The organism is Streptomyces sp. YGL11-2 (assembly GCF_050054615.1).
Lineage (GTDB): Bacteria > Actinomycetota > Actinomycetes > Streptomycetales > Streptomycetaceae > Streptomyces.
Genome location: NZ_JBNHIN010000019.1, coordinates 1 through 24539, shown reverse-complemented (window position 1 = coordinate 24539; position 24539 = coordinate 1). Strand labels below are relative to the sequence as shown.

At 69.6% G+C, this 24539-nt stretch carries 21 protein-coding genes; 7 read left to right on the top strand and 14 right to left on the bottom strand.

Annotated features, from left to right (window positions below; all coding sequences use genetic code 11):
* The first annotated feature begins 1170 nt into the window (after window positions 1–1170).
* On the top strand, window positions 1171–2415 hold the full coding sequence (locus ACO1BR_RS22110; protein WP_426796814.1) for an IS701 family transposase: 1245 nt from the start codon (window positions 1171–1173) through the stop codon (window positions 2413–2415).
* Here the strand turns inward: ACO1BR_RS22110 and ACO1BR_RS22105 are convergent.
* Window positions 2364–4343: a helix-turn-helix domain-containing protein gene (locus ACO1BR_RS22105; protein ID WP_426796813.1), complete on the bottom strand. Its 1980-nt coding sequence runs from the start codon at window positions 4341–4343 to the stop codon at window positions 2364–2366. The two genes, ACO1BR_RS22110 and ACO1BR_RS22105, sit on opposite strands and share 52 nt — an antisense overlap.
* A 392-nt stretch (window positions 4344–4735) precedes the next feature.
* Here ACO1BR_RS22105 and ACO1BR_RS22100 point away from each other — a divergent pair, with 392 nt between their 5' ends.
* Both ACO1BR_RS22100 and pabB read left to right on the top strand, forming a co-directional pair.
* Window positions 4736–5410, top strand: coding sequence for a methyltransferase domain-containing protein (locus tag ACO1BR_RS22100; RefSeq protein WP_426796812.1), 675 nt, complete (start codon window positions 4736–4738; stop codon window positions 5408–5410).
* Window positions 5398–7587: an aminodeoxychorismate synthase component I gene (pabB, locus tag ACO1BR_RS22095; RefSeq protein WP_426796811.1), complete on the top strand. Its 2190-nt coding sequence runs from the start codon at window positions 5398–5400 to the stop codon at window positions 7585–7587. Before ACO1BR_RS22100 ends, pabB begins: the two co-directional genes overlap by 13 nt.
* A gap of 301 nt (window positions 7588–7888) precedes the next feature.
* Here pabB and ACO1BR_RS22090 read toward each other — a convergent pair whose 3' ends face one another.
* Complete coding sequence (locus ACO1BR_RS22090) at window positions 7889–9334, bottom strand: HAMP domain-containing sensor histidine kinase (protein WP_426796810.1); 1446 nt, start codon at window positions 9332–9334, stop codon at window positions 7889–7891.
* Between the two features lies 1 nt (window position 9335).
* Window positions 9336–10067, bottom strand: a complete 732-nt coding sequence (locus tag ACO1BR_RS22085; protein WP_426796901.1) for a response regulator transcription factor — start codon at window positions 10065–10067, stop codon at window positions 9336–9338.
* A 320-nt stretch (window positions 10068–10387) separates the two neighbouring features.
* Here ACO1BR_RS22085 and ACO1BR_RS22080 point away from each other — a divergent pair, with 320 nt between their 5' ends.
* Both ACO1BR_RS22080 and ACO1BR_RS22075 read left to right on the top strand, forming a co-directional pair.
* Entirely contained in the window at window positions 10388–11491 is a 1104-nt protein-coding gene (locus ACO1BR_RS22080; RefSeq protein ID WP_426796809.1) for a DUF3443 family protein, read from the top strand.
* A 230-nt stretch (window positions 11492–11721) separates the two neighbouring features.
* The gene (locus tag ACO1BR_RS22075) at window positions 11722–11877 is read left to right on the top strand and encodes a hypothetical protein (RefSeq protein WP_426796808.1); all 156 of its coding nucleotides are present in this window, start codon (window positions 11722–11724) and stop codon (window positions 11875–11877) included.
* Here ACO1BR_RS22075 and ACO1BR_RS22070 read toward each other — a convergent pair.
* The 7 genes from ACO1BR_RS22070 to ACO1BR_RS22040 all read right to left on the bottom strand — a co-directional run bounded on the left by ACO1BR_RS22070 (window position 11870) and on the right by ACO1BR_RS22040 (window position 18142).
* Window positions 11870–12913, bottom strand: a complete 1044-nt coding sequence (locus tag ACO1BR_RS22070) for a serine hydrolase domain-containing protein (RefSeq protein WP_426796807.1) — start codon at window positions 12911–12913, stop codon at window positions 11870–11872. The two genes, ACO1BR_RS22075 and ACO1BR_RS22070, sit on opposite strands and share 8 nt — an antisense overlap.
* Window positions 12914–12996: 83 nt before the next feature.
* Window positions 12997–14094: a glycosyltransferase family 4 protein gene (locus ACO1BR_RS22065; protein ID WP_426796806.1), complete on the bottom strand. Its 1098-nt coding sequence runs from the start codon at window positions 14092–14094 to the stop codon at window positions 12997–12999.
* Complete coding sequence (locus ACO1BR_RS22060) at window positions 14091–14627, bottom strand: dCTP deaminase (protein WP_426796805.1); 537 nt, start codon at window positions 14625–14627, stop codon at window positions 14091–14093. Before ACO1BR_RS22060 ends, ACO1BR_RS22065 begins: the two co-directional genes overlap by 4 nt.
* Window positions 14624–15163 carry a dCTP deaminase gene (gene dcd / locus ACO1BR_RS22055; RefSeq protein WP_426796804.1) on the bottom strand — a complete coding sequence of 180 codons (540 nt, stop codon included), beginning with the start codon at window positions 15161–15163 and terminating at the stop codon, window positions 14624–14626. The genes ACO1BR_RS22060 and dcd overlap by 4 nt, the downstream gene beginning before the upstream one ends.
* The gene (locus tag ACO1BR_RS22050; RefSeq protein WP_426796803.1) at window positions 15160–16383 is read right to left on the bottom strand and encodes a metallophosphoesterase; all 1224 of its coding nucleotides are present in this window, start codon (window positions 16381–16383) and stop codon (window positions 15160–15162) included. The genes dcd and ACO1BR_RS22050 overlap by 4 nt, the downstream gene beginning before the upstream one ends.
* Complete coding sequence (locus ACO1BR_RS22045) at window positions 16380–17708, bottom strand: UDP-N-acetylglucosamine 1-carboxyvinyltransferase (protein WP_426796802.1); 1329 nt, start codon at window positions 17706–17708, stop codon at window positions 16380–16382. The genes ACO1BR_RS22050 and ACO1BR_RS22045 overlap by 4 nt, the downstream gene beginning before the upstream one ends.
* The gene (locus tag ACO1BR_RS22040) at window positions 17705–18142 is read right to left on the bottom strand and encodes an ATP-binding protein (RefSeq protein WP_426796801.1); all 438 of its coding nucleotides are present in this window, start codon (window positions 18140–18142) and stop codon (window positions 17705–17707) included. The genes ACO1BR_RS22045 and ACO1BR_RS22040 overlap by 4 nt, the downstream gene beginning before the upstream one ends.
* Before the next feature lie 177 nt (window positions 18143–18319).
* Here ACO1BR_RS22040 and ACO1BR_RS22035 point away from each other — a divergent pair, with 177 nt between their 5' ends.
* Window positions 18320–19591, top strand: a complete 1272-nt coding sequence (locus ACO1BR_RS22035; RefSeq protein WP_426796800.1) for a helix-turn-helix domain-containing protein — start codon at window positions 18320–18322, stop codon at window positions 19589–19591.
* A complete protein-coding gene (locus ACO1BR_RS22030) occupies window positions 19588–20145 on the top strand; it encodes a flavoprotein (protein WP_426796799.1) in 558 nt (185 codons plus the stop codon). Before ACO1BR_RS22035 ends, ACO1BR_RS22030 begins: the two co-directional genes overlap by 4 nt.
* Here ACO1BR_RS22030 and ACO1BR_RS22025 read toward each other — a convergent pair whose 3' ends face one another.
* From ACO1BR_RS22025 to ACO1BR_RS22010, 4 genes are all read right to left on the bottom strand, one after another.
* Window positions 20146–21849 (bottom strand): mobilization protein, encoded by a 1704-nt coding sequence (locus ACO1BR_RS22025; RefSeq protein ID WP_426796798.1) that lies wholly within the window; start codon window positions 21847–21849, stop codon window positions 20146–20148. It abuts the gene before it with no gap.
* Between the two features lie 4 nt (window positions 21850–21853).
* Window positions 21854–22471, bottom strand: coding sequence for a plasmid mobilization protein (locus ACO1BR_RS22020; protein WP_426796797.1), 618 nt, complete (start codon window positions 22469–22471; stop codon window positions 21854–21856).
* 105 nt (window positions 22472–22576) lie between these two features.
* Window positions 22577–23461, bottom strand: a complete 885-nt coding sequence (locus tag ACO1BR_RS22015) for a DUF2637 domain-containing protein (protein WP_426796796.1) — start codon at window positions 23459–23461, stop codon at window positions 22577–22579.
* 205 nt (window positions 23462–23666) lie between these two features.
* Window positions 23667–24539: DUF3631 domain-containing protein (locus ACO1BR_RS22010; RefSeq protein ID WP_426796795.1), on the bottom strand; the 873-nt coding region annotated here is incomplete at its 5' end.

The window sequence follows — 24539 nt, the reverse complement described above, 5'->3', positions numbered from 1 at the left end:
GTGCACAATTCGTGGCACGAACTTCCTGCAGCGCGTCAGAAATGAGCCTGACGGAGAGGTCGTCCAAAAGTGCGGCCAGCGCCGGTAAAACCGGCTATGCCACCTCGGCCACGAAGCGAGTGTGAGCAGTCAGCACGAGCAGGGCGCTGCCCTCGACGACGCGAGCGATCAAGCTGTTTGCCGCCCTACCTGTCGCACCACCGAAGAAGCCAGGGAAGGCGAACTCGCCTGGCCCGCTCCCGTTCTCCGTGCTCTCCGCCAACAACCAGCAATTCAACGGTTTGAGAACTCACGGCGGGTGTACAGGATTTGGCTGACTCTCCTACGCGTACAAGCCGCGCCCCTACACCATCTCGGCAAAGACGTCATTCCGGAACTGCACCCCGGACCGGCCACCCGAACCCAGATGCGGCTCGGGACGAACGGATGCCATGCCGACTGCGGCCGGGGGCTCTCCGGTCATGGGACGGTACGAAGCGACGACGTTCACGTTGGTTCATTTCGTGTAGCGACAGGACGCCAGTCACGGGGTGAGGACCCCGAGGTGGCTCGTTGCGGAGGAGCCTTTCAAGGTCAATGTCCGCACGCAAGGAATCCCACCGACTTCGTCATGTCTCCGCTGGGACTGCGTGAAGAAGGCACGATGGCCACGGCGGGCAAGGCAGGTCGCCTGATGGTCTGGGATACCGCGACGGATGCGGTCGGAAGCATCCAGCTTCAGCAATGCAACGCCCGCTCCGGAACTCATCGTGGGGGCGGTGGTCCGGCAACCCGAAGGTCCAGCGGTCGGCGCGGGACTTGGTGCTCTTGAACTCACGCCGGATCTGAGCGCGCTGCGGGCATTAGCCGGTGTTCCGCCGCGGTCGCCTCTCCGAGCCGAGGTGCCTTGGTGATCTCGGCGACGTCAGTGGTGAGGTGGCCTCGCGGTACGGCTCGCTGAGCGGGGTGAGCCACCTCCGACTCCGTGCTGCGCGGTGCTGCCGCGCTCCTTTCGGGGCGCGGTTGTGTGATCGGTGCACCTCGTCTTCGCGGTGGGCAACGGCCACCGTTGAAGGCTCAGTCGTCAGACGGCCGAACCGCGGACGGAGTGTTGTGAACCAAGCAGTTGCGCTGAGTCTGAGGGATTCTCTTGAGCAGCATGTGGAGCCCGGCCGTGCCGGAGGGAACGGCGTGGCGGGGAGCGGGTGTGCGGATCTGCGGGCAGCGCTGTTCTCCGTCCTGCGCCGTAGTGATCAGCGCACGAAGGCGGATCAGTACCTGAGCGGACTGCTGACGGCCCAGGGGCGTAAGTCGATACGGAATATCGCCACGCTGCAGGGCGGGACCGCGGCGGAGCAGAGCCTGCACCACTTCATTTCCCGTTCCACGTGGGACTGGCAGCCGATGCGGGCCGCGCTCGCAAGCTTCATGGGGCATGTGGCGACTCAGCGGGCATGGGTGGTGCAGTCGTTGCCCATTGCCAAGGCGGGGACACAATCCGTGGGTGTGGAGCGGCAGTTCGTTATAGACCTCGGACAGATGATGAATGGCCAGTTGGCGTACGGCGCATGGTTCGCCTCCGAGGAACTCAGCGTGCCGGTCGGCTGGCGCCTGTTCCTGCCGCCGAGTTGGCTCGACGATCAGGCGCAGAGGTCGCGGGCGGAGATTCCCCTCGGCGTAGGTGAGGCGACGCCGTGGGAGTGCGCCATCGCCACGGGCCTGGAGGCTGTGCAAGCGTGGGGGCTGTCGGCTCAGCCGGTGGTTCTGGACGTCGAGGTGAGTGATCCCGGTGTAGTTGTTCGATCGTTCGCGAAGCCCGGGGTTCCGCTGCTCATGCGGATCGGTGACCGGACGCGGCTGGTGCCGGCCGATCCGGCGCTGCCCGGACCCGGCCGGGGAGTGCTCACGGCCCGGCGGATCCTTGAGTCGGCCAAGGGGCTGGCCCGCCCAGTGGTGTGGACGCATCCGGCCGCGCCCGACGTATGCCGGACCACGCTCGCCGCAGCGGTCCCCGTACGACTCGCCCGGTCCGAGGCAGGCTCCCAGCCGACCTGGCTCGCCCGGAGGAGTCTGCTGCTGGGTGAATGGCACGACGACCTGCGGCGCGGGCCGGCGCGGATCTGGCTGGCCGATCTGCCGGACGCTTGGCCCAGCTCCCCGGAACGGCTGGCCGGCTCCCTGTTGAGGCTGGCCAAGCTTGCCGAGAGGGTGAGCCACGATGTGGAGCGGGTGGGCGACCGGGTGGGACTACGGGACTTCGAGGGGCGGTCCTTCCCCGGATGGCATCGGCATATGACGCTCGCTTCCGCGGCCCATGCGGAGGTGGCGCTGCACTCGGCGTCGGGAGAGCTGTGGAGCTCCGACAGGTCCAGCCGCAGGGCTGCCTATGAGAGGGAGTTGGGAGACCCGGTCGTGATGCCAGGGTTGTCCGCCTGACGGACGGTCGAACGGCGATCCCGGAGCATGCGGCGGGTGTGGTTCAGCCGCAGAGCCAGTTGGATCTCCAGGGCGCGGTCAGGCTTTTGCCACTCGGGGCCCAGGAGTTCGGTGATCCGCTCCAACCGGCGAGAGACTGTGTTGGGGTGGACGTGCAGGGACCGGGCCGCGTGCCGGGGGCTGCCGCCCGCCGCGAAATAGGCATCCAGGGTGTGTGTGAGGTCGGTGAAGCGCTCGGTGTCGTAGTCGAGTACGGCGCCGATGACGGAGCGGATGTAGTCCTCGATGTCGAAGGTGTCGGACAGGAGGACGCCGAGAAAGCCCATCTCTTGGGGGGTGGCGATGCAGCCGGTGCTGCCGAGGTCCGTGAGGGCCTGGAGGCAGTACTGGGCTTCGCGGTGTATCTGGCGGACGTTGTCGAAGCCGGAGGTCGGGCCGGCCGCGCCGATCGTGATGGGGTGGCCGAGGAGAGGTGAGAGTTCGTCGTGGATGGCCCTGGCGGCGGTGTTCGCATCGTCCCCCGGTAGCAGCAAGGTAATGCAGCCGTCATGGACGCTCTTGAGGCCCTGCTTGCGGTGCGCGTACGAGGAGGCCCAGACGACCGCCCGGCCCTGGGAGCCCCCTTCCGGGCGGGCCACCACGACGACATGTGAGTCGTCGACGTTGATGCTCAGCCGGCGGGCCCTCTCCTCGACCTGCCGCCAGGGTCGACGCGGCCCGGCCAGCAGCTCGTCGAGCAGCTCGTCTCGCACCTGGCCGGCGGCGACCGCCGTACTGCGCTCCAATAGGAGGGTGAGCGCGACGGCTTGGGCCACAAGGGAGATCAGCCGGACACCGGACGGGCCAACCGGTGGCTCCTCGGGGACCAGCAACATGGTGCCGAGGTTCTCTCCGCCAGCGGTGACCGGGGCGACCCAGGCGCCGTCGCCCAGCGGGACCGGCTCACCACCGGCGTGCGCGTCCAGCCGGCACTTGGCGAGTTCCGCCTCGTCGCAGCGGGGCGGTTCGCCGATGGCGGCCAGCAGTCGGCCGCCGGGGTCACGCACCGCTACCGTGCTCCGCATCGCCACTGCCGCCTCCTCCGCGATGGTGTGCAGGTCGCGGCCATCCAGGACGAGGCCGATGAGCCGGCTATGGACGGCTTCGAGCTGCTGCTCGGTGGTGAGCACAGTCCTGGTCCGGGAAGTGTCCCGCTCCAGCTCCCGGACCTCGGCCCGTGCCTCCGCCAGCTCCGCGGTCTGTTCGATGGCGACGGCCGCGAGGTCAGCCAGTGAGCACATCAGGCTGATCTCGTCCGGACGGAAGTGCCGCACCTCGCGGTCGGCCCCGTAGAGCGTGCCGATGACGCTGCCGCAGCACTGCAGCGGGACCGCCATGATGGCGCGGATACCCTCCGCCTCGACCACATCGTCAATCTCTTCGGAATGCTCAATGCGCTCGTCGACCAGGTAGTCGGGGGTCCAGAACGGGGCGCGCTCGGCCAGGACCGCGGTGCCGAGACCGGTACTGCGACGCACCCTGAGCCCGACGTTGAGGGCAGTGGTGTCGCCTTCCGAGGCACGGATGGTCATCGTGCCGTCGTCTGCGTCGTGGAGGCCGATGTACGCCATGTCGACGTGCAACAGCCGCTGGGCTCGCCGGACCACCTCCTTGAGCAGGTCGTCCTGGTCGCGTGAGTGGGTCAGCTGGCGGGCGTTGTCCACCAGCGCGGTAAGCCCGGCCTCCCGCTGCTGTGCTCGGCCGAAGAGGTCATGGATGTCCAGTCCCAGGCGGACTGCCCGGTCGAGCTTTTCCATGTCCTTTACGGAGGTGCCGTTCCGGCGGGCGCGCTGGAGCAGTTCCTCGAAGCGTCGTGGAGGCTCTCGACGGGCCAGAAGTTCGAGCACCGCCAGGGCATCAGGACGGTTTCGTTGCGTGGTCGCCGTCACGATGACTCCCCCATGACAAAGGCTTAGCCCCCCAGATCAACTTCGAATCGTTGGCTCAGGCTACTAGAAATAGGCAAATTGGCGATTTCGGCGCCACCGCGCGGCGGCGGACCGCTCCGGTGCTGCGGGAGTAGGTGGCGCAGGGATGGTGACCGGAGCACCGGATCAAGTGATGGAAGTGTGGGGAGATCACCTTTGCTAATCTATTACCTCGCGTCATGATCAACGAGGGTGCTGAGGTGGCGCCCGGCCAACGATGTGATGCACGGGGACACAGGTCCTGATGCCACCGGAAAACAGGGGACCTGATGTCAGAAGTCCGGAGTTACCGAAACTCACTCCAGCGCAGTTGGGATTCCCTCACCCGGGAGGACCGCCCGAGCGTCTTCATCATGAACGGCCGCGAATGGGACCTGCTGGACGAGGTCTTCGACCCAACGCACACTGCGTCGACCGCCGTCGCCATGGTTCTGCTGGGCCTGTCCGGGGCCCCGTCGTGGCCATGGACAGGCTCGCTGCTGGAGATCGGGTGCGGCACCGGCACCATCGCGGTCAGCGCCGCGCTGGCCGGCTGCGAACGAGTCATCGCCTCGGACATCAACCCCAACGCGGTACGGAACGCGGCACTCAATGCGGCACGGCACGGCGTGACCGACCGCGTCAGTGCCGTCAACAGTGACCTCTTCGCCGGCCTCCCGGCGGACGAGCGCTTGGACACCGTCTACTGGCACTCCAACTTCGTGCTCGCCCCGCCGGACTACCGCTACCGCTCAGTCCACGAACGGGCCTACGTCGATCCCGGGTACGCGGCCCACCGCCGTTACCTGGCAGAGGCACCGGACCGTCTCACCCAGGGCGGTCGGGCCCTGCTGCACTTCTCCAGCCGCGGCGACCTGACCGCACTGCGACGCCTCGCACGAGAGACCGGGCGGGAGCTGAGGCTGCTGCGCAGCGTGACCGTGCCCGACGCCGGGGACGTGGTCCGGCACATGCTGTGGGAGGTGACCGGCGGCCGGGCAACCAGCAGTGCGGCACGGCTCGCCGCGGAGCAGCCGTGCGCACTCTGATCGTCGACAACTACGACTCCTTCACGTACAACCTCTTCCACTTCCTCGCCCGGGTGAACGGGGAGGAGCCGGTGGTGGTCCGCAACGACGACCCCTCGTGGCGGCTCGGCCGACTCGCCGAGTTCGACAACGTGGTGCTCTCACCCGGTCCGGGAACCCCCGCCCGCGCGGCCGACTTCGGCATCTGCCGGGAGCTGGTGGACCGCTGCGACCTGCCCTTGCTCGGGGTCTGCCTCGGCTACCAGGGCATCGCGCTCCAGCACGGCGCCACCGTGGAACGCGCCCCGGAACCCCGGCACGGCCGTACCTCACCGGTGCTGCACCACGGGACCGGCCTGTTCGAAGGATTGCCCCTGCCGTTCGAGGCGGTGCGATATCACTCGCTCGCAGTCAGCGCACTGCCGGAGGAGTTGGCGGCGACGGCCTGGACGCCCGACGGGATCCTCATGGGCCTGTGCCACCGCGACCGTCCCCTGTGGGGCGTGCAGTTCCATCCCGAGTCGGTGGCCACCCAGTACGGGCAGGAACTGCTGGCGAACTTCCGGGACCTGAGCCTGCTGCGAATAGCGCAGCGGGTCCGGGCGATACCGGTGCTCGGGCCCAGCGCCGCCACGCCCGCCGAGCTTTCCGCGCCCACGCCGCCCACACTGGACCGGCGGCTGCGGGTGCTGGTCGAGGAACTACCTACTCGCTGGGACGAGCAGACTGCCTTCGACGCGCTGTTCCGCGGCAGCGAGCACGTGTTCTGGCTGGACAGCAGCCGCCGTGACCCCTCGCTGGGGCGCTTCTCGGTCATGGGGGACGCGGCGGGGCCGCTCGCCCGGGTGGCCACGGCCGATGTGCACCGCCGCACGGTGACCGTACGGTCCACCGCCGGTACGCATGTCGTGACCGGTGAATTCCTGGAGTGGCTGGACGCGGATCTGCGCGGGGTCTGTACCGAAGTCCCCGAGCTGCCCTTCGAATTCGCGCTGGGGTGGGTCGGCTACCTCGGCTATGAGCTCAAGGCCGAATGCGGCGGGGCTCGTGCGCATCGCTCCGAGGAGCCCGACGCGACGATGATCTTCACCGACCGGGCCCTGGTCCTCGACCATCTGACGGAGACTACATACCTACTCGCGCTGGCGGAGGACTATGGCGAGGGCGCCGGGGATACGGACGACACCGCGCGAGCCTGGTTCGACGCCGCCGCCGAGACCCTGGACGCGATCGCCGGCGTCATGCCGCACCAGCCGGACCCGCCCGCCCCGCTCTCTCCCGTCCGGCTGCGCCACGACCGCGAGACCTATCTGGACCTGATCGGGCGGTGCCAGCAGGAGATCGCGGCGGGCGAGACATATGAGGTCTGTCTGACGAACATGGCCGAGGCTGACGGAGACCTCGACCCCTGGCAGGGCTACCGGTTCCTGCGCCGCACCAGCCCCGCGCCGTTCGGGGCGCTGCTGTGCTTCGGCCGGCTGTCGGTACTGAGCACCTCCCCTGAGCGGTTTCTCCGCGTCTCCCGGGACGGTACGGCCGAGTCCAGACCGATCAAGGGGACCCGGCCGCGCGGCGCGGGGCCACGGGAGGACGCCGCGCTGGTGGCGGAGCTGCGTACGAGCGAGAAAGACCTCGCCGAGAACCTGATGATCGTCGACCTCGTGCGCAATGACCTGGGGCAGTGCGCCGAGGTTGGCTCGGTGGAGGTGACCAAGCTCTTCGACGTCGAAAGCTACGCGTCCGTTCACCAGCTCGTGAGTACGGTCCGGGCGCGCCTCGCAGCCGGCCGGAGCGCCGTGGAGTGCGTCCGCGCCGCGTTCCCCGGGGGCTCGATGACCGGGGCCCCCAAGATCCGCACGATGGAGATCGTCGACCGTCTCGAAGCGGGGCCCCGCGGCGTCTACTCCGGCGCCATCGGCTACTTCTCCCTGTCCGGGGCGGCCGATCTGAGCATCGTCATCCGCACCGCCGTGGTGACACCCGGAAGGGTGCGCTACGGCGTCGGCGGTGCCATCGTCGCGCTCTCCGAGCCGATGGCGGAGTACGAGGAGACGGCCGTGAAGGCGGCTCCGCTGTTGGCCCTGACACGGGGTGGCTTCCCCGGGCGGGACGCTCCAGGCACGCCCACGGATCCACCGGGCACGGACCTGCCGTGGACCGGCCTCCCGGTGCCGGAAGATGAGGGAGTCGCCGTCTGACCTGCCGTACCGTTCGACCTCCGCGAGCGCTCCGGGCAATAGGGCGGGGCCGCCTCCCAGGCCACGTACCGGGTCGCCCCCGACCGCGTCGACCAGCCACAACGGGCGGGACGGGAGGATCCCTCGGTTCACCAGGGCGCGCCAGCGGTCCCGACGACGAGTTCGTCGCCGTGCCCAGGTCAGAGGATTGGCCTGGGTTGGTCTGGCGTGGTGTCGCAGGGGCTCTGGGAGAAGGTCTTCTCCCAGATTTCTCCCAGGGAGCTGAGGCTGGCTGTCGCCGCCGTGGGGGGTGTGGTCCGGCTCAGTGTGCGGCGGGCAGGGTGATGGTGAAGGTGGTGCCGTGGCCTGGTGTGGTGTGGAGGGTGATGGTGCCGCCGTGGGCTTGTGTGATGGCTTTGACGATGCTGAGGCCGAGGCCGGTGCCGCCGCTGGTGGGGGTGCGGGCTTCGTCGGCGCGGTAGAAGCGTTCGAAGATGCGGCTGGCGGTGTCGGGGTCCATGCCGGGGCCTTGGTCGGTGACGGCCAGTTCGAGTGTGTCGCCGGGTAGTGGGCGTACGGTCACGGAGACCGGTGTTCCGGGTGGGGTGTGGTGGAGTGCGTTGTTCAGCAGGTTGCTGAGGACTTGGCGGAGGCGGTCTTCGTCGCCGAGTGCGAACACCTCGCCCTGCACCTGCAGGGTGATCGGCCGGTGGGGGTCGAGGAGGCGGGCGGCGGTGGCGGCGTCTTCGGCGAGGTGGCCGAGGTCGACGGGTTCGGTGGCCAGTGGGCGGCCCTGGTCGAGTCGGGCGAGGAGGAGCAGGTCTTCGACCATGGTGTGCATCCGGGCGGCTTCGTCCTCGATGCGTTGCATGGCGCGTTGGTGGAGTTCGGGGTCGTGGGCCAGGCCGTGGAGGTGGAGCCCTGCCCAGCCTCGGATGGTGGTCAGGGGGGTGCGCAGTTCGTGGGAGGCGTCGGCGAGGAACTGGCGGAGGTGTTCTTCGGAGCGTTGGCGTTCGTCGAAGGCGCGGTTGAGGGCGGTGGCGACTTCTCCGATTTCGGAGTGGGGTTGGGGAGTTGCGATGCGTTGGTCGAGGTCGCCGTCGGCGATGGCGGTCGCGGTGTGGGCCACCTCGCGCAGGGGGCGTAGGCCGATGCGCAGCATGCTGCGGCTGAGGAGGGCGATGGCGGCGAGTGCGGTGAGGGCGGCGATGGTGTTGGTGCCGGTCAGCCAGAGCAGGGCGTCTTCGCCGGGGCCCAGGCTTCTGGCGAGGAGCACGGTGGCGTACTGGTGTGGTGGTGCTCCGGGTGCGGGTCGGATGGCGGCGTGGGGGCCGGCGGGGAAGCGCAGGATGCGGAACTGGGGCCCGCTTCCGCCGGTGGGCCCGACGGTTGCGGGGTGGGTGGCGTAGGTGTCGGGGGCGGGGTTGGGCAGGGCGGGGTGCGGTACGGGCTGGCCGGCCAGGTCGTGGGCTGGGGTCTGGGCGATGATGCGGCCGTGCTGGTCGAGCAGGGCGACGTAGTCACTGTTGGGGCTCAGGTAGGCGAGGTTCGCCTGCTGGACGACGTGGGCGGTTGGTCGGTGCTGGATGTGCTGGATGGCGGTGCGGGCCTTGGCCAGCCCGTTGTCCGCGGCGTTGAGGAGGTAGAGGCGCAGCCCGAACAGGGAGGCCAGGCTGACCGCCAGCATGCCCACGGCGGTCAGCAGGACGACCCCGATGGTCAGTCGGGCGCGGAGGGAGCCGCGGTGAGAGCGGGGCAGGCCGGGCATGTTACGGGCTGCCGGGGAGCCGCAGGCTGTAGCCGAAGCCGCGCACGGTGTGGATCAGGGCGGGCGGCTGCCGGTCGATCTTCGTGCGGAGGCGGGAGATGAGCTTCTCCACGATGCCCTCGCCGAAACGGTGCTGCCACACGTGGTCCATGATCTGCTCCTTGGAGACCACCTGGTCGGCGTTGAGCAGCAGGTAGCGCAACAGCTTGTACTCGCTGGGCGTCAGCGCGATCAGGTGCTCCCCTCGGCGGACCCGCCGGGTGGGCTCGTCGATGGTCAGGTCGGCGAAGCGCAGCTGCTCGGTGGGCTCGGCGGCGGTAGTGCCGGCTCGGCGCAGCAGCGCGTTGACCCGGAAGAGCAGCTCGGGGACGCTGAAGGGCTTGGTCAGGTAGTCGTCGGCGCCCATGGCAAAGCCGGTAAGCCGGTCCTCGACCGCGTCCCTGGCGGTCAGGAACAACACGGGCAGGCGCGTCCCCTGCTCGGTCAGGCGGCGGCAGACGGTGAAGCCGTCCATGTCGGGCAGCATGACGTCCAGGACCAGCAGATCCGCCGGTTCGTCTTGGCAGGCGCGCAGGGCCTGCGAGCCGGTGCCGACGGCTGAGACCCGGTAGCCGGCCAGGCTCAGGGTGGTCTGAAGTAGTTCCGTGATCCTGGGGTCGTCGTCCACGATGAGCAGCCGCTGCCCGCTTCCTCGGGGCAACGGCAGGCCATCGGTCGGCTGGACGGCATACATGTCGGGCACCACTGGCATTCTCTCGTGTCCACCACCGCAACGCGCCTCCACGTCCACCGGTTCCACCACGACGGTGACCTGGGTGCTCCCGGCTCTGCCCGGCGGGCCGGGCACTGTCAGGCAATGGTCAGGTTCTCGGCCTGGATCCGTCAGCCCGGCTGGGTTTCCTGGGCCAGGACACCGAAGCAGGCACCGGTCGCCGCAGCACGAGCAGGGAAGGCACGGCTGTGCGCGGACGGTACGCAACAGGTGACGGACCGCACCGGCATACCCAGGACGCCGCGCACGCGCCGGGCCGTCGCCGCCAGGAAGGGGCATCCATGATCAAAGCAGGTAGCAGGAGCGCGAGGGCGGCGGTGGTTGCGCTGGCCATCGGGATGGCGGCGCTGGTGACCGGGTGCGGGCACCCCAAGCCGTCGACGACGCATGGCGGGGCCGCAGCGTCGTCCGCCAGCCCGGCGAGCACGCCCCGGGCAGCTGGGACGGTTCCGCTCACCGCCACCACACCCGGCCCCGACGGCCGACTGATCGCGGACGTCTCGATCGGCGGCAAGACGCTGAAGGTGCTGGTGGACACCGGCTCGACGGGGCTGCGGGTGGTCGCCGACAAGGTGCCGTCCTCCGCCGTTCAGAAGATCGGCCCGAAACCGGCGGGGGGCGGCTCCTTCGGCAGCGGCACCCAGACGACCGGTGACCTCGCAAAGGCCGTCGTGCACCTCGGCTCCTACCAGACCAGCGGGCCCATCCCGATCGAGCTGGTCACCGGCAGCACGTGCGCGCAGAACCACCCGAACTGCCCGGCCGCAAACGGAAAGAAGCCCGAGATGTTCGGCGGCCAATACGACGGGATCCTGGGCATCGGTGTGCAATCCGCTGGCCAGGGCCTGGTCAACCCGCTGTGGCGACTGCAAGGTGGGATCGGCCGCACCTTCGCCATCCACTACGACCCCGCCGGCAAGTCCAGCCTGCTGCTGGGCGTCCCGGCCGCCGGGTACACCGAGGTCAAGCTCCAAACCGAGCGGTCACGGGCCAACAAGCCGTCCTCGACCGGCACGCCACCGTCGAAGGGATCGGACGTCCCGCCGCCGTGGAACCCACGGATTCCGGCCTGCTTCACCCTGGCCACGCTGCCCGGCGGCAAAACATGCGAGCCGACCATGTTCGACACCGGCACCCCCACTCTCAAGATCGAAACGTCGGATACCCCGGCCGGCCAAGTGCCTGCAAACACCACGGTCGGGCTCAGCACCGCTCGCGGCAGGTGGTCGCACACCTACACCACCGGACCCAGCCTCCAGGCCCACCTCGCCGGCTCCGCCGCATCCGCAGGCGCCGGCTCGGCCTTCGCCGGACTGCCCGCCTACGCCTCCGTCGACGTCCGATACGACCTCGCGACAGGCACCATCGGCTTCCACTCCCGCTGACCATCCGCCCAGCTACCCCCACGCCTGGGGCGAGGGGGTAGCTCAGGGCCCGGTCGGCCTGGATTCGGTCGAGGCTGACGCCGTGGAGCGTCAGCTGCCGTTGAGGAAGTAGCTGCGACCGGGCTGGTGTCATTGGCGCTCTGCTCACCGAGCGCTGCCGGTCGATCTACAACGGCCCCTTCATCCACGGCAGCGCCGATGGCGCTCAGCTGGCCTGGAACAACGAGAACGTGACGCAGACGCAGCAGCAGGCCCAGCACGTCGCCCCTGGGTTCGAGGCGGTTGCGCAGGCTGTGGCCGCCACGCTGGAGAACCTTCCTGCCGCCGACTCGGCTGCAGAGGACCAGCAGGACGCCGGGCTCGGATCGCGCAGCTTCTTCAGCTGAAGATCAGGGTTCGGAAGGCATTGCGGATTCGGGTCAGCGGTTCGCGGTCGCGGGTGTAGTAGAGCTTGTTCGTCAGCAGGACGGCCCAGGTTCCGCGTTTGGGGGAGATCCACATGCCGGTGCCGGTGAAGCCGTAGTGCACGTACGTGCGGTTGGCGGGGTCGGTGCCGGGGGCGGGGTGCCAGAAGAGGCCGCGTACGGGCTCCAGGGGGCCGGTCTGGACGTTGAGCGATTCCTCGACCCAGTTCGGTCCGAATCCCGGTGCTGTGGGGGCGGTCGTGGGGTCGAGCATGTACTGCAGGAAGCGGGCGAGGTCGTCGAGGGTGGAGAAGGTGCCGGCGATGCCGCAGACGCCGTCGAGGAGGCGGGCGGAGAAGTCGTGGGCGGTGCCCTTGAGGTGGCGGCCGGTGTCTTCGTCGAGCTCGGTCGGGGCACAGCGGGCGGTCGGCTCGGGTGGCAGCGGGCCGAAGCGGGTGTGGGTCATGCCCAGGGGCTGCCAGATGCGGGTGTGGGCGAGTTGGTCGAGGCTCTGGCCGGTGAGGTGTTCGGCGAGGTAGCCGAGGATGAGCGCGGCTCGGTCGGTGTACTCGACGGCCTCGCCGGGTGGCCGGTGCAGGGCTTCGTGGAGGACTCCAGCGCGGATGGCGGCCGGGTCGGTGCCGTAGAGGTTCTTGAGCTGGGCCCGCAGGGGTACGCCAGCGGTGTGCGTGAGCAGTTGGCGGGTGGTGACCTGGCCGAGGGGATAGGCCGTGACCTCGGGCCAGAAGCTGCCGAGGGGTTCGTCGAGGGGGAGGGCGCCGTCTTCCCAGAGGGCGCCGATCGTGGACCAGACGGCCAGGATTTTGGTCAGGCTGGCGACGTCGAAGACTGTGTCCGGTCGCACGAGGATGTCCGGCTCGGCGGGGTCGAGGACGCCGGCGGTGCCCGCGGCCTTCGTGCCTGCTGCGTTGCCGACGGCCCACACCGCACCGGGGTAGACCTTGTCGCGGACGCCGTCCGCAACGAGCTGCTTGATCCGGTCGGTGCTGTCTTCCATAAACGTCTCCGATGTCGCGGTGCAGGCCCGCCCGTCAGCGTAGTGACGCGGGCGGGCCAGGCCGGGGAACGTGGCGGGGGTGGTCAACTGATCCGGTGGCCGAGTTCGGTCAGGTTCTTGGCGGTGGCGCTGAGCGGGTAGCGGACGGCGTTGCTTCGCCCGGCCTGCCGCAAGGCGGCCAGCAGCCCCGGGGTCGTACGGAGGCGGTCGACGTCTCGGGCAACCGCTGCGGGGCGGGTGAAGTCGGTCGCGGTGCCGGAGGCGGCGAGCGTGTCGGTCAGGCCGGGGACGGGCTGATAGAGCACGGGCAGGCCGCAGGCTTGGGCTTCGAGGGCGACCAGGCCCAGGGCTTCGAGGGTGGTGGAGGGCATGACGAGCAGGTCGTGCTCGGTGAATGTTCTCCACAGCTGTGGACGACGGAGCCAGCCGAGGTACCGGATCTTGACGCCGGACTGCCGTACGGCGCGGGTGAGGGTGTGGAACTGGTCTTGCGGGGCGGCGATGCTCAACTCGACGCCTTGGACGGCCGCCAGGGCTAGCAGCAGGTTTTCGGCGCCTTTCTCCGGCGTGAGCCGACCGGCGTACAGCAGTCGAAACGGGCTGCCGGGCGGGCGAGGTGACCTGAGCGGCGGGTGGACCAGGAGCTGGTCTGGGATGCCCCAGGGGATGTGGGTGATCTTCGTGCGGTCGGTGGCAGGCGCGATACGCAGGAGCCGGTCGGCCATGGCCGGTGTCGGCACGACCATGGCGTCCGCGAGCCGCACGGACTCGGTGAGGGCCTTGTGCTGGTCGCGGTGGGCTTCGGCGAACAGCAGGTCGGTGCCGTGCACGAGCGCGATCCGTGGGTGTTCGGGCAGGGCCCTGATCAGCGCGGGGGTGGCGCCGAAGGTGAGGTGCTGGAGGTGAAGGGCGCCGATTTGGTCTGGAGCGATTGCCTCGGTCAGCGCCCGTTGGAGGGCTGCTACGTAGCGGTGGAAGGCCGGCCCTTCTAGGCACTTGCCGACGACTGGCAACAGGTGGAGCCCGGCGGGCAGTCGGGGGCTGGGGTCGGCGGGGGCGAGCATGAAGGCCCGAGCGGGGATGAGGGGCTTGTCTCCGGTGTAGAGGTCGAGGAAGAGCTCGACGCTGCCGCCGGGACAGGGGAATGGGAGGTCGAGGGCTGTGGCGACCTTGGTGTTCATGGTCGGCCTCCTGAGGTTTCCTCATACAGGCGGGAGGTCTCGATTCCTTGGCTGGCTGTGTACTTGAGGCCGTGCTGCTGGTAGCTGACGGTGGCGCCGAGGGGTTGCAGGAAGACGAGCTTGCCGAAAGTCATGTGGGGATAGATGCGGACCGGCTGGCTGGCGCGGATTTCCAGGGTCCAGCGGATGGCGTGGCCTTGGTGCCCGAGCGGGGCGGAGACGTGGACCCAGATGCCGAGGGCACCGGTGGTGCGGTCTCCGTTGAGAAGCTGTGCGTAGGTCTCCGAGCCGGTCTTCTCGTGGGTGACGCCGAGGTAGAGCAAGTCGGGTTCCAGGACGAATCCCGTGCGGGGGATGGTGATTTGGGTGGAGGAGGTGGGGGTGGCGGCGTCGAGGTCTCCGTCGCAGATGCGCAGTTCGTCGCCGAGACGCCAGTCGTAGGCGTTGGGAGAGAGCCTGTTGGGGTCGTAGGGGTCGATGGTGATCTCGCCCGCGGTGTGGGCGGCGGCGATGGCGGGGCCGGTGAGGATCACGGTGCCACCGCTTCCATCGGTGCGAGGTCTTGCCAGTAGGCGGAGGGCTTGGGCCCGGTGGCTGCCTGGTACTTGCCCGTGTACGCGGCAATGGGGCCGACGGCCACGAAGAACATGATCTGCCCGATCTTCATGCCTGCGTAGACGCGTAAGGGCCGGATCGGGGAGAGCATCAGCGTCCACTGGCCGTGGAAGCCGATGTCGCCGATGGGGGCGGTGATTTCTACGAACAGGCCGAGTCGGCCGACGGAGGAGCGGCCGAAGAGGAGGGGGACGAAGGCATCGGAGCCGACCTGTTCGACGGTGTGGCCGAGGTAGAGCTGGCCGGGTTTGAGGACGTAGCCGTCGGCGCCGACCTCGATCCGGTGGGTCGGGTTGGGCCGGTGGGCGTCGAGGACGGGGGTGGTGTAGGTGAGCAGGGTCGCGCCGAGGCTGACGTTGTAGCTGTTGGGGTTGACCTGCGCATCGTCGAAGGGGGTGATGCACAGGCGGCCGTCGACTGCGGCTGCGGTGATCTCGGGGCCGGTGAGGATCATCGGTGAGGTCCTTCGGTCAGGATCCGCTGGAGGGCCTGGCGGAGGCGGAGGCCGGCTTGGTGGGTGCGGCCGTCCAGGTAGCTCTCGGCGAGGTAGTCGGTGGTCAGCACGGTCGGCAGATGCGGCGGCAGCGGTGTCGGTTCGGTGACCAAGGGGCCCGCGCTGTCGGTGAGGTGGGACCGCAGTAAGCCGGGGCCGTCGCGTAGGGCTTCGGGGATGCGGGCGTGGACGAGCTGGTTGTTGAAGGGCTCGATGGCGAGGAGGTCGCCGAAGGTGAGGACGTCGTCGAGCTGGGTGGGGCGAAGGGCGGTCTCGTTGAGGATGACGGCTTCGGCGCCGAAAGCGGTGTGGAGTCGGCTGGCGAGTTCGCCGAGGAGGCGGCGGCGTTCGAGAACCTGGTCTCGGTAGGGCTCGGCGATGGCACCGATCGGCAGGGCCAGGCGATCTCTGAGGTCTTCGATCCGGTCATGGGCGGAGGCGAGCTGGGGTGGTAGTGCTGCCGTGCCGGCGGTGTCGGGGAAGCGGGCGGTGTGCGCGGTCCATCGCGTGGAAGACGGTTCGGCGACGGCGTAGCCGACGTCGAGTTCGCAGCCCTTGAGAACGAGGGTCTCGCCCACCTGGATGGGGCCGTACTGGTCGCTGTGGCAGTGCCCGGCGAAGATCACGTCGAGGAAGGGGCAGGCGACGGCCAGCTTGAGATCCTCGTCGAAGCCGGAGTGGCTCAGCGCGATCCAGGAGTCGACCTCGTGGTGATTGGCCAGCATTACTTCGCGCAGAGCCTGGGCCGGATCTGTGACTCGGTGGCCTGCTCGTTGGTTGACGGGGATGGAGTGGAACGCCTGCTGGCCGATGACCGCGGTGATGGCGGCGCGCCGTTCGCCGATGCGGGCGGTGTGCAGGCGGCGGAAGAGTGGTTCGCCGGTGGCGGCGTCGACGGCGTTCGCGCACACGGTGATGTCCCGGAGCGGGGGTTCGAAGTGGTGGCTCCAGCCGTGATTCCCCGGCGCGATCACGTCGTAGAGGCCGAGGAGGATCGCAGTTTCGATGCGGCCGTGGCCGAGGCGGCAGTAGCCGCTGCCTTCGAAGAAGTCGCCGCAATCGACGATCAGTGTCTCCGGCTGGATGGCGTGCAAATGGGCCAGCATCGGCAGGGCGTTGTCGAACGAGGAGTGGACATCGGTGGTGGCCACGATCCGTCGCAGGGCGCGTGGACCGGTCATGGGGTGACCTCGCAGATGTCGGCACCGAGTGCGAGCAGCTTGGTGGGAAGGTCGGCGTGGCCTCGGCGGAGCTGTTCGAGGCCGCCGAGGGTCGTGACGCCGCGGGCGGTGAGGCCGGCGATGAGCAGGGCGGAGCCGGTACGGATGTCGGTGGCTTCTACTCCGGCACCGGTCAGTTGCTGCGGCCCGGTCAGGCGGCACTGGGTGGGTGAGGTCTCGTGGATGTCGGCACCGAGGCGGGCGAGTTGGGGGATCAGGTTGCCGTGACGTCCGGGGTTGATCGCGTCGGCGAAGAGGTGGGTGCCGGGCATTCCCAATGTCAGGGCCATCAAGGCTGGTTCGAAGTCGGCGTCGAGCCCGCCGGGAGAGAGTGAGGCGATGGCTCGCAGGGGCTGATGGGTGGGCCTGGTGTGCTCGGCGCGGATGGTGAGGGCGTCCTGCTGGGCATCGACGGGAATGCCGAGCCAGCGCAATGCGGCCACCATGGGTGCCACGTCCTTGCTGCGTACGCCTTCGATGCGGCCGTTTCCGCGGGTGGTGGCGATGGCGCAGGCCAGGGTGCCTGCTTCGACCTTGTCCCCGGGGACTGCCCAGGCCACCGGCTCGTGTGATGCGGAGGCGGGCGGAGCCAGGGCGAGAACGCGATCGTCGGCCCAGGTCTCCCAACCCGCCACCTGGAGCGCCTGCAGGACGCTCAGGACTTCGGGCGAGAGGTTCGGCTGCCCCAGCCGGAGCGGGCGTCCGGCGACGACGGCGCGCAGCATTGCCGCGATGCTCGCGCCGCGGGATCGGAACGGCAGCATCACCAATACCGAGCCGGTGCGCGTCTCCCCGGCCTCGACGCTGTAGCCGTGGTCGTTCACGATCGTGCGGTCGCCGAACGCCTCGTACACCCTGAAGTGCTGCTCCATCCCGCGTGCACCGATTCGGCAGCCGCCCGGCCAGGGCAGCACTGCCCGCCCGTGAACGGCGAGGAGGGCGGGAACGAGGTAGTACGAGGCACGGATTCGGGCAGCGGTTTCGTGGAATCCCGGCGTTACGTGCATGCCGTCGCTCGACAGGACCAGGACTGTGTTCGGCTGGCCGACCGGACGGGTGATGCCGTGGCCGGCGTGCTGGAGCAGCATGAGCATGGCTTGGACGTCGTCGTTGGCCGGGACGTTGGACAGCTGGACGGGCTGGCGCAGGGCGGCTGCCGCAGCGAGAAGCGGCAGAGCGGCGTTCTTCGAGCCGTCGACGGTCACGGCCCCGGAAAGCGGCGAGCCGGGGCGGATAGCGATCACCTCGGAGGTAATGGCTGGCGTCCGGGTGGTTGTCACGGTCATCTCCTCGGAATAGGAACCTGTAGTGCAACGTGGGCACTTGAGGCTGTTTGCAGGCGAACTTCGGCCCAGCACCGCTTGCCAGACGCGGTCGGCTCGACGGCGTACCGGTCGGCCAGGGCAGCGACGATGAACAGGCCCCGGCCGTGTTCGTCGTCCTCGGTGGGCGAGCGGGGGAGGGGCAGATCGCGGCTGCTGTCACTGACCTCGACCCGTATGGCGTTGCCGTCGCAGCGGGCGGCCACGGTGATCGCGCGCGGGCCCGCGTGCTGCACGGCATTCGAGAGCAGTTCGCCGGCCATCAGCTCGGCGGCATGCAGTGCATCGCTGTCGGCCGGCAGGCCCCAGCCGCGCATCGCGGCGACCAGCTGACGTCGCGCCGACGCCGCGGCAGCGGGTGTGCCGGAGACAGGCAACCGGATGTCGTGCACTTCCATGAGCGGCCTCCTGGATGGGTGCGGCTGTTCAACGCAACCGCTCCAGGGGCAAGGGGAACCAGGCTGTGTGCTGGGGCTGCATCACTTATGCAGGAGCTGCATTACGGCCAATTGCCTCTCCATTACGCTCGGTTGAGCAGGCAGGATCGGCGACGGCAGGAGGGAGCCGTGGCACAGATGGCCGAAGCGCAGAGCGAAGCGAGACGGATCGGCGAAGTGATCCGTCAGGCACGCGTGTTACAGCGGCGCTCGCAGAAGGACGTCGCCGCTGCACTGGGGTATCACCAGTCCAAGGTGAGCCGCCTGGAAGCTGGCAGAGGTGTCCAGGACGTCCCTATGTTGCGCGAGATCGCGCGGGTGTTGGACATCCCTCCGCACCACCTCGGTCTCGCTGCTGCTCCGGATGCCACTCCCTCCGACCCAGAGACAGAAGACATGCACCGCCGTACCTTCCTCGCCGCGGGCATCGCCGCCCTCGCGGCCCCGACCACGTCTGCTGGCGCACATCAGGATCTGATCCACTCCCTTCTCCCCGGCCCGAGCCTTGCGGCAACAGGCCCCATACCGGACCTGCCGGAGATGCGAGATCACGTCGCAGCCGCACGCCGCCTCTTCTGCACCTGCCACTACACACAACTGGAGCGCACGCTGCCCGGACTGATCGGGCAGCTACGGCAAGCCATCGGCGACGCCCCTGGCTCGACCGACCTGTCCGGGCTGCTGGCCACGGCCTACCAGACCTCGGCGAGCCTGCTGCTCAAGCAGAGCGATCACGGCAACGCATGGCTCGCGGTCGGCAGGGCCATGGCCGAGGCCGAGCGCTCCGGCGATCCGGTGGTGCTTGCGTCCAGTGTCCGAGTGCACGCCCATGTCCTAGCCCGTGACGGCCACACCGCCCAGGCCATCACTCTCGTCCGGCACACCGCCGACCAGCTCACGGGCGCGTACGACCAGCGCTCCCCGAAGTACCTCGCCGCGCTCGGCCTGCTGCTCCTGCGCGGCGTCACCGCCGCCAGCACCGGCGACGACCGCTCCGCCACCCAGGACTTCCTCACCGAGGCGAAGGAAGTCGCCCGCTACGTCGCCCTCGACCGCCCCGACGCCTGGGCCAACTTCAGCCCGACCAACGTGGCCCTGCACGGGGTCAGCGCGGCCGTCGCCTTCAGGGACGCGGGAATCGCCTTGCAGGCCGCCCGCCCCCTCATGCGTCGCCACATCCCCGTGCCCGAGCGCCGGGCTGCGCTGTGGGTTGAGGCCGCCCGCGCCTACAGCCAGCAGGGCCGCCTCGCCGACGGCTACCAGGCATTGCGCATCGCCGAGAGCTGCGCGGCTCAGGACATCCGCCGCCCCGCCGTCCGAGAACTGGTTGCCGATATGGCCGCCCGCGACTGCCGTCGTACCCTGCCGGAACTGCATCACTTCAGCCGTCGACTGGGAGTCCCCGCGTGAGCGATCAGCCTGACCAGCAGACCGAGAAGCCGTTCCTGTACGTCGTCGTGTGCGCGTCCGGAATCGCCGGCGACGTCGGCAAGCTGATCACGGCTGCGCAGGAGGCGAACTGGGACGTGGGTGTCATCGCCACCCCACAGGGCCTCGGCTTCATAGACACGACGGCGATCGAGGCGCAGACCGGCTACCCCATCCGCTCGGCCTGGCGCTCACCCGGCGACCCCCGCCCCCTGCCGCCCGCCGACGTCATCGCGGTCGCCCCGGCCACGTTCAACACGATCAACAAGTGGGCCGCCGGGATCTCCGACACCCTGGCCCTGGGCATCCTGTGCGAGGCGTACGGCTTCGGTATTCCGACCGCCGTTTTGCCGTACCTGAACGCGGCCCAGGCCGCCCACCCCGCGTACCGGCAGAGCTTGGACCGGCTGCGCGAGATGGGCGTCCTGATCGGGGCGTACGAGCCTCACCGGCCCAAGGCGGGCGGCGGAGCCGACCGCTTCCGCTGGGAGGAGGCGCTGGAACTGCTCACGCCCCAGCTGCCCACCCGGACGTGATCAGCGCCGCCGCCCTCGTGCCGACTGCGATGACGGAACGGCTGCTGCCGGGTGGGCCGGAGCAGCGGTGGGGCGGTGTGTGGTGCTCTGCATCTTGGCCGCCTGCGCCCAGGGGCTGGGGGCGTGGCGTTGGCCGAGGCGCTGGATGCGCCAGGTCAGTGCGCGTGCGGGGTTGCGGGCGTCGTCCAGGGTGCGCTGGCCCAGCGCCTGGTCGAGGACGGTGGCTGCGTCGTGTCCCCTCGCCTCTGCCTCGGCGAGCACGGTAGCGAGCGCGTCCCAGGCACTGTCCTGCAGGATCCGCTCGGCGTGCTCGGGTACCGCCTGCTGGAGGTGCTGGGCGAGGCGGCGTTTGGTCTCCAGGCCGGGAGCACGGCGGGCGAGGCTGTCGAGCGCCGGCTCTGCGATCTGGGCGTAAGCGGTGTGCAGGTGGACGAGAGCCTGCTGGGCTGCTGCCTCTTGCTGGGCGTGCTGGTGTTTGCGGTGCCAGTGGATCGCGAAGGCCAATGCGGTGAGCGCGGTGTCCAGCAGCATGGCCAGCCCGGACCCGTCGCCTGCCGGGGTGGGGTTGCGCCAGATTATCTGGACGCTGCGGCGCAGGACGCGGGTGCTGTCGCGGTCGGAGGTGATGCGGGAGCGGGTGGCGCGCTCGAAGACGGCGGCGGCCCGTTCGAGTTCGGTCTTCACCGCAGCTGGTGCGGTGAGAGGCAGCAGGTCCAGTGCGCCACCGAGCGCTTCGAGCTGTCCTTGAGCCACGTGATCGCCGCTGTGGATGAGGTGGTGGGGGATGCGTTCGGTGGCGGCGGTGGCTTGGTGCCAGGGATCGCCGGGCTGGGCGGCGACCGGCTGGGGGTGGGTGTCGGTGAGGCGCTGGCGGATCTTGGGCAGGGAGAGGTCGCCGGCGAGGGTGGAGCCGGCGTACCAGATGGGTTCGCCCTGCTTGTTGACGTCGCCTGGCAGGGCGACGCTGTAGCCGGTCACGTCGCCGGACGGCTCGGTCTTGGGCCGCACGGTTACGCCAGTCGCCTCCAGCAGTGCGAAGAACTCGGCTTCGCTGGATGCGGCGGCCACCGCGCGGCGTACGCGCATGCGCAGGACCTCGCGGGCCGTGGCGTCCTGGCCTTGGCGCTTGGCCTTGAAGTGCTCCTTGCTGGTGGGGCGTTTGGCGGCTGTGCCGTCGCCGGGCTTGAGCCGCCTGAGCCCGTAGTCCACTTCGATCTTGCGGGCCTCGCTCTGGACGGCGCGCTTGTCGTAATCGCGTTGGGGGCGGCGGCCGTCCTGGCGGACGAGGGTGGCGGCGATGTGGATGTGGTCGTCGGCGTGGCGGACTGCCACCCAGCGGCACGCTTCCTCGTCCCCCTCGGGGGCGATGCCGGCGGCGGCCACGATCCGGCGGGCGATCACGGCCCACTGCTCGTCGGTGAGGATCGGGTCCTCGGGCGCGGCACGGACGGGACAGTGCCACACCGTGAACTCAGGTGCCTGCTCGCCCAGCATCTGCACGGGCTGGTCGAGCTGTGCGGCGAGCTGGTCCATCACGTCTTTCGGGTCGCGGTGCGGGCTGCGGCCGGGGTCGGGGGCGAAGTCGTTCCAGGACGCCACGAGGTGCGGATCGATGTGCTCGTTGGCCCGGCCCTTGCCGAAGAGGTAGCCGATCGTGCGGCGCGTGGCCTTCGGGCCCTTGCCGAGGATGATCTTCGGTATCACCAGCTCACCGCCCCGTAGTCACCCGGGCGACGGCGGCGTCCACTTCGGCGATCGATGCCTCGACGCGCTCCAGCAGCCGCTGCACGAGGTCCGGTTGTGGCCAGTCGCCGTCCTTGTTGAGGTGCCAGGTGAGCTGGTTAAGGTTGCTGCCGACTTTGCCGAGCTGTCCGTTGGCGGCCATCAACGCTTTCACCATGGCGCGGTAGTCGGCGACGGCTGCGGTGGGATCGTCGGCGCGTGCAGCCGCGAGCGAGCTCTCGGCGACATAGCCGCCTGGTGCCATGTGGCTCAGGTCAGCGGCTTTTCGGACGAGGTCGAACTCGTCGTCGTTGTAGCGGGGGTGGAAGCGATGCTCGCGCAGCTGCTGGTCACGAAGTCGACGACGCGGAGCGGACTTCTGCGGCACGTTCGACGACGGTGCGATGGCCCCTCCCTCGGTCGGCTCCCCAGGGCCGGCCGACTCCGGCGCCCCCTCGGCGCCGGATGCCTCCGCCTCCCCAGGGGCGGAGGCCGGGTAAGGACTCCTTACCCGACAACTTGCTGCGCTGTTGAGGGCGGTGGCCATCTCCTGCTGGGGGCTGGGGAGTTCGTGGTGCGGGTCGTGCATGGGTCGGTTCTCCATGGGTTGCTGGTTTCGATGCCGCGCGGTCCCCGTGTCCTCGCGCTGGTCTGCGCGGGGACACGGGGCGAGCCGGGAGGCTGGGGGCGGTCGGCGCGACGGCGGGGATCAGGCGGTGCGGGCGGAAGCTGCGCTGATGTCGTCCTGCCGCTGGGAGGCGGCTTCGTCGAGTTCGGCTTGGAGGATGTCCTTGATCTTGTCCGCCTCCTTCCTGCCGATGGTGAGGCCCCTGCTACGGAAGGTGTCTTCGATGTGGCGGCGCGAGGCGCGGCCGTTGCGTCCCAGCGGCGCGGTGCGGGCGATGGCGAGCCGTTCGACGGGGATCTCGCTGGGCTCGTGGCCTTGTGGCTTGGCGGAGGGCTGCAGGGCCGTAGCCACATCGGTGGTGTCCGAGGCCGCGTCGGCGGGACCTCCAGCCACATCGGGAACAGTTGGCTCCTGTGCACCGTGGGCCTCGCCAACGAGGGCAGCGGCCGCGGCGCTGTCGAGGTGGTTGTGGCTGCGGCTGATGGGCCTGTGGCGTTCGGTGACGTCGTCCTCCTTGGGGTGGGGCGTGGGGTGGCGACGGATGACGATGTAGAGGTGGACGGCGCCGGCGAGGGCGAGTGGCGCGATGGCGGACAGGGCGCCGACGGTGAGGTCGCCGAGCCGGAGGCCGTCGCCTTGGGGGCTTTGCTCGTTGAGGCGTACGGCGTGCAGGGCGTTGGCCCAGATGCTCGTCACGGTGGCCAGGCCGACGAGGGCCCACACGTACACCCGGGAGCGTAGTGGGGCGGTGCGCAGCATGAGCAGGGCGCCGACGCCGATGGCGATGAACCCGTCGATCACGAGTGGGAAGGCGTAGGTGAGCAGCCCGCGGATATGGATGGCGACGGCCATCTGCCGCAGGGCATCGTAGGAGAGCGCGAAGGCGAACGCGGCGAGCAGGGCAACGCCGGCACGGATCGCAACGGTGCCCCGTATGGCGGGCGCGGTGGTGCTGGGGGAGGTCAAGCGGAGGTACTCCAGGTCGGGGCGGACGGCGGCCACCAGCGCGAGGAGGGGTGGCCGCCGTGCGGTGCGGTGACTCGTACCACTCGTTGCATGCCTGGTCAGAGCAGGTACGAGTGGCGTGGTGATGTCGACTCGACCCGTTGCGGGTCGGGCACCCGTCCCCGCGCTGACCTGCACGGGGACGGGTGGTACGAGTCGAGGCGGGTCAGGCTTCGGTGCCGGGCGACGGCTCGGCGGCCTGTTGGACGAGCCCAGCCGAGGGCTTCGGCTCTGGGCAGTAGCGCTCCCAGGCGTCGAGGAACTGGTTGCGAGTGAAGCCCCTGGCCTGAGTGCCGTCGGGGAAGCGACGGTTGGACGCGTTGATCCCGTAGGGCTTCAGCTGTATCTGGAGGCCGCGCGGGGTCAGACCGTCTGCGCTGTAATCCGCCCACGGCGCTTCCTTGTCCGCGTTGAGGTGCTCCAGCAGGCGCATCGTGCGCAGCACCGGCGGATCGTTCTCGGCGGCGAAGGCACGGCGGATGCCCACCAGAAGGCGAGTGCGCAGACCGCCTTGCTCGTCCTGCCCGGCCTCGTAGTCGGTCATGGCGCGGCAGGCGGTGCGGGCCTGCGCGGGCCACTCGCCGCCGGCGAGGTCGGCGATGGTCACCAGGGGTTCCCAGGTGTCCGCCGCGCGGTCCTCTACCGGCATGGCCGGCTCCATGTCCATCGCCTGCCGGAACAGCGGCTTCAGCCACGCGGCGAGGCCGTCACGTATCGCGTGCAGGGCGGGGGTGTCGCGGGCGGTGCGGAAGTGCGCCACCTTCTCCTTCCCCGCTCGGCGACGCATGCGGATGACCGCCGACCGGTCCATGACCGTGTCGGGCAGGTCGCCGATCCCGGCGAGCGCCGCCATGGCGAAGGTGGGGAACTTGGTCGGCTTGTGTTCTGGTCCGACCACCCGCAGCGTGGGCCGGTTGCGCTGATGGCCCGCGTTGATCAGGCCGCGCACTTCCTCGTTTTTCTCCGCCGCCTTGGTGGTGCCGAAGAGGGTGTCGGCCTCGTCGACCAGGAGCGTGGGCGGATCCTCGTCGCCGATCGA

What these genes read in the sequence shown, in the direction of transcription:
- ACO1BR_RS22100 (WP_426796812.1), top strand. Translation starts at nt 4,736, where the DNA reads ATGAACGGCCGCGAATGGGACCTGCTGGACGAGGTCTTCGACCCAACG.
- ACO1BR_RS22035 (WP_426796800.1), top strand. Translation starts at nt 18,320, where the DNA reads ATGGCCGAAGCGCAGAGCGAAGCGAGACGGATCGGCGAAGTGATCCGT.
- ACO1BR_RS22085 (WP_426796901.1), bottom strand. Translation starts at nt 10,067, where the DNA reads ATGTATGCCGTCCAGCCGACCGATGGCCTGCCGTTGCCCCGAGGAAGC.
- dcd (WP_426796804.1), bottom strand. Translation starts at nt 15,163, where the DNA reads ATGATCCTCACCGGCCCCGAGATCACCGCAGCCGCAGTCGACGGCCGC.
- ACO1BR_RS22050 (WP_426796803.1), bottom strand. Translation starts at nt 16,383, where the DNA reads ATGACCGGTCCACGCGCCCTGCGACGGATCGTGGCCACCACCGATGTC.
- ACO1BR_RS22045 (WP_426796802.1), bottom strand. Translation starts at nt 17,708, where the DNA reads ATGACCGTGACAACCACCCGGACGCCAGCCATTACCTCCGAGGTGATC.
- ACO1BR_RS22020 (WP_426796797.1), bottom strand. Translation starts at nt 22,471, where the DNA reads ATGGAGAACCGACCCATGCACGACCCGCACCACGAACTCCCCAGCCCC.
- ACO1BR_RS22080 (WP_426796809.1), top strand. Translation starts at nt 10,388, where the DNA reads ATGATCAAAGCAGGTAGCAGGAGCGCGAGGGCGGCGGTGGTTGCGCTG.
- ACO1BR_RS22065 (WP_426796806.1), bottom strand. Translation starts at nt 14,094, where the DNA reads ATGAACACCAAGGTCGCCACAGCCCTCGACCTCCCATTCCCCTGTCCC.
- ACO1BR_RS22040 (WP_426796801.1), bottom strand. Translation starts at nt 18,142, where the DNA reads ATGGAAGTGCACGACATCCGGTTGCCTGTCTCCGGCACACCCGCTGCC.
- ACO1BR_RS22070 (WP_426796807.1), bottom strand. Translation starts at nt 12,913, where the DNA reads ATGGAAGACAGCACCGACCGGATCAAGCAGCTCGTTGCGGACGGCGTC.
- ACO1BR_RS22090 (WP_426796810.1), bottom strand. Translation starts at nt 9,334, where the DNA reads ATGCCCGGCCTGCCCCGCTCTCACCGCGGCTCCCTCCGCGCCCGACTG.